We start from the raw sequence: 3,969 nt of genomic DNA, 5'->3' as shown, positions 1-3,969 counted from the left end.
CCATGTCGTTGCCGCGGCCCCCATGGATGATGTCGTCACCACGATTCACATCCATCGTCCGTCTGGCGTATTCCAGCGGATCGGTCTCGCCTTCGGGCAGCGAATTGGTGGCGTCCCCGAAGATCCAATCGTCGCCCGCCCCGCCCCGCAGAATGTCATTGCCCGCACCGCCGATGATGTAATCGGTCGAAGCGCCACCGACGATGCGATCATTGCCGGCACCCCCGAACAGCACGTTGACGCCCTTGCCGCCGCGGATGCGGTCGCGGCCGTCGCCGCCTTCGATCAAGGTCGGTCCGCTGCCGGCGGCCAGCCGGTCATGGCCTGCACCGCCGAAAATCTGGGTCGGGATTTCGACGCGACGTGAAACACGGACGGCGTCGTTGCCCGGGCCGGCAAAGATTTTCATCAGGCTGATGTTGGCCGCCGGGAAATCTTTGGTGCGGCCGTCGATCGAGACCCGCAATCGTTCGCCGCTGCGACTTTGCGCGACCCAGATGCGGTTGTTATCGGCGTCGCCTTCGATGACCAGCAAACCATCGGGCGTCAGATCGACGGCGGCGGCCATCACGCGGCGGGTTTCAAGGGTTTCGCCCCGCAAACGACGCGGTTGCAGACGACGGGATGGGGTAGAACGACGAGTTGAAGAATTTCGAGAAGTCACAGCAGCGTCCCTAACGAACCGGAAACGAAAAGCAGAAAGCCGACACGTTCGGCTTCGGTGCCCCGTTAGTGACATCCCGCCCGCCCGCGCTTACCAAAATGATTGATTTTTTCGGCGACGCCGGGTCGAGGGAGGAGTTGGTGGCGTGTTCCGGAGGTGGCGCTGCGCTGACCTCCGGCTACTCGCTGTCGTCCCTTCGGGATGGGAGCTGCTACACTGGTGGAGACGCAAAGCAGTTCATGCCTGCTGAAACTCACAATGGAGGAAAATGGATGAACAGTGTCTACCGTTGCCTTGTGCTCTGCGTGTTTGCGTCAGCTGTTGCCGCCGATGATTCGACGATTCGACTGGACGATTTCAAATCACCGCTGGCCCGAAAAGCGGTCAAGACGTACACCGATCGAATCGACTTTCTGCAGCAAAGCATGCAGGAGCATCTCGAAACGGCTACAGAAACGCTCCGCGAGTCGCTGAAAGCTGCGCTGGAACAAGCTGCGAAGGACGGAGATCTGAAGGAAACTGAGCGCATCTCGAAGTTCCTTCAAACAGACGCATCAACACCTGTCGACAATAGCCGATCAGAAGACGGCAAGGTGCTGCCTGGGTTGCGGAAGGAGAATGCACAATTGCGAGCTGAAATGGAGAGGTTCGAAAGCTTCCGCCCTGTTATCGTGATTGAGCAAACGGTCGATGGTAATACCAAGAACAGCACCCAGATCGTCCTCCAAGCTGATGGCACCATCTTAACCTCCACGCCGGACTTGAACGCCTCATGGACCTTGCAGGGTCGATCGTTGAAGCTGACGTGGCGGTCGCGAAACGGAGTCGTGGTCGATGCGAATACGCTTGATGAAGCAGGCAAGCAATTTTCAGGCACGAACAATCGGGGGAAGCGACTGACCGGGCGCGTGCTCCTTGGCAGCTTCAATGCAGCTAAGCGTGTCGGGAAGCAATGATCTGCACATTCCGTTTTTCCATCAACCAAGGTGGCCTCCATGGGTGAAACACAGACGGAATTAACGCAGCGCGGATCATGGGTTGGCACGTGTTCGCTGTTGTTCATTCACTTGATTGCGTTTGGAATGCTTTACCTGGTTCTGGTGCAGATGAACTGGGCATATCGCGACTTCTTCAACGTCGTCGGAACGAATCCAACGCCGAGGTTTGAGACGGCGTCAATGATTTCAGATTTCATTGCCGCATTCACTCCTCTGGTGCTGCTCGTGCTTACGTTTCATCTGTGGCTTGTTTTTCGTTTGGCACGCCGAGGCAACCGATGGGCATCCGCGTATTCGCATCTGACGTTGATCTGCATGGGAGCAACAGGATTTCTTTGGACCGCGTGGGGAGTTCACGCGATGACTTGGGGGCAACCAGGGATCGCGAATCCCCAAGCGGTTGCCACGGTCGAACTGGATGCGGATGAATTTGTCGTCGCCAAGCCGTGACCCCGCGATAGAAAAAAGGGTCAGGAGCATTAAAAATAGAATAGGTAAGCCGAGGCAGCCCAATTTACCAAAAAGGCTCCTGACTCTTTTTCGCCCTCTGATTCGATTAGGCTGTTGGTTTCGACATCGCTGGTTTTGTAGTCCGTGTTCTGAGAGTGTCCGATGAATGGTTGTCGTTTCGGAGCGTTTGCGTTTCGGATGGATTTTGCGATTGTCTGGTGTGCGTTGTGGGCTTGGGGTGTGCCGGCGGCGGAGGAGGACTCGGCGCGGCCGAACATCGTCGTGATCCTTGCCGACGACATGGGGTACGGAGACATGGGGTGTATGGGCAGCGAAACGCTTCGCACGCCGAACTTGGATCGTCTGGCGGACTCGGGGGTGCTGTGCACTCAGGCGTATGTCGCCAGCGCGGTGTGTTCGCCGTCCCGTGCGGGATTGATGACCGGCCGTGATCCGCGACGGTTCGGCTACGAAGGCAATTTGAACGCGGCGGCGTCCAACTACGCGACTCGGCCGGAGTTGCTGGGGCTGCCGCCGAGCGAAAAGACGCTGGGGGATCACTTGCGCGCCGCCGGCTATGCGACCGCACTGATCGGCAAGTGGCATCTCGGTATGGGCAGTGAATTCCATCCCAACGTGCGAGGCTTCGATCACTTTTGTGGCATGCTGACGGGAAGCCACCATTATTTTCCTGCGACGATGAAGCATGTCATCGAGCGTAACGGGACGCGGGTTGAATCCTTTTCCAGCGACTACCTGACAGATTTTTTCACCGACGAGGGGCTGCGGTTTATCCAGCAGCAAGACCGCAGCGAGCCGGCAAAACCGTGGTTCGTGTTCTTCTCGTACAACGCGCCGCACACCCCGATGCAGGCGACGCCGGAGGATCTGGAGCGTTTCAAGCATCTGCCGGACAAGAAGCGTCAAACCTACGCTGCGATGATGTTTGCACTCGATCGCGGTGTCGGCCGGATTCGTGAGCATCTGGAACGGACCGATCAGTGGGACAACACGCTGTTGGTGTTTTTTTCCGACAACGGCGGTGCGACCACCAACGGCAGCTGGAACGGGCCGCTGCGGGGTGTGAAGGGTTGTCTGCGCGAAGGCGGCATCCGCGTGCCGATGATCTGGAGTTGGCCGGCCAAGATTGCCGCCGGCCAGCGTTGCGATGCGGTGGTCAGTGCGTTGGATCTGTTGCCCACGTTCATGGCCGCGGCGGGGGCGCAGGCATTGCCGCTCGCCAAACCGATGTCACATGAAGACGCACGCAATCGAAAACGGATGATCGATCTGGCGGGGTCGCACGACGGGATCGACGTTTTACCGCAGTTGATCGGTGGTGCCGGACCGCCACGACGATTGTACTGGCGGTTGCAGGGCCAAGCGGCCGTGCTGGATGGTGCCGACAAGCTCGTCCGGCCTTCGCATCGCCCCGCGGAACTGTTTCGTGTGGCGAGCGATGTCGGGGAGTCGGACGATTTGTCGCATCGAGAAACCGAGCGACTGATGCAGCTGTTTGGGCTGCTGGGGAAATGGGAGGCGGCGCTGCCGACCGTTCCGCTGTGGGGGTCGTCGCCGTACTGGTCCGGCAACACGGCGGAGCACTACGACGCCTGGCCGCCGCGGGAGGAGCCGTTTCGCTGAGAGGCGGTGATCGTTCGACGGGCTGAAATCGACAGCCCGTCGAGTCGCCGGCGGTTGTCGCTACGCTTGACCGCCGGCTGCTCGTTTGCGATCCGATCTGGGATGCGAGAAGTGGGGCGTCCGCGGGTGCTCGGCGGGAGCCTGGAGCACCGCGGAACGTTGTCGTCCGAGAACGGACGCGATCACTCGGCAGCGGCTTCTTCTTCCACTGCT

At 59.5% G+C, this 3,969-nt stretch carries 3 protein-coding genes and 1 pseudogene; 3 read left to right on the top strand and 1 reads right to left on the bottom strand.

The annotated features are described in order from the left end of the window. Positions 1–601: pseudogene (locus ABX749_RS24875) on the bottom strand (hypothetical protein); the annotation flags it as partial. Between the two features lie 161 nt (positions 602–762). On the opposite strand from ABX749_RS24875, the gene ABX749_RS24870 reads away from it, so the two are divergent. The 3 genes from ABX749_RS24870 to ABX749_RS24860 all read left to right on the top strand — a co-directional run bounded on the left by ABX749_RS24870 (position 763) and on the right by ABX749_RS24860 (position 3,756). Further along, the gene (locus ABX749_RS24870; RefSeq protein WP_372898367.1) at positions 763–1,620 is read left to right on the top strand and encodes a hypothetical protein; all 858 of its coding nucleotides are present in this window, start codon (positions 763–765) and stop codon (positions 1,618–1,620) included. Positions 1,621–1,746: 126 nt separating this feature from the next. Beyond that, positions 1,747–2,112, top strand: a complete 366-nt coding sequence (locus ABX749_RS24865) for a hypothetical protein (protein ID WP_372898366.1) — start codon at positions 1,747–1,749, stop codon at positions 2,110–2,112. 162 nt (positions 2,113–2,274) lie between these two features. Next, positions 2,275–3,756, top strand: a complete 1,482-nt coding sequence (locus ABX749_RS24860; protein ID WP_372898365.1) for a sulfatase-like hydrolase/transferase — start codon at positions 2,275–2,277, stop codon at positions 3,754–3,756. Positions 3,757–3,969 lie beyond the last annotated feature (213 nt).

This window comes from Stieleria sp. (assembly GCF_041595215.1).
GTDB lineage: Bacteria > Planctomycetota > Planctomycetia > Pirellulales > Pirellulaceae > Stieleria > Stieleria magnilauensis.
The sequence above is the reverse complement of the archived record's forward strand: the minus strand, read 5'-3'. Positions and strand labels throughout refer to the sequence as shown.

Excerpts from the sequence above, each read along its gene's own strand:
- ABX749_RS24870 (WP_372898367.1), top strand. The coding sequence starts at position 763 with ATGATTGATTTTTTCGGCGACGCCGGGTCGAGGGAGGAGTTGGTGGCG.
- ABX749_RS24865 (WP_372898366.1), top strand. The coding sequence starts at position 1,747 with ATGCTTTACCTGGTTCTGGTGCAGATGAACTGGGCATATCGCGACTTC.
- ABX749_RS24860 (WP_372898365.1), top strand. The coding sequence starts at position 2,275 with ATGAATGGTTGTCGTTTCGGAGCGTTTGCGTTTCGGATGGATTTTGCG.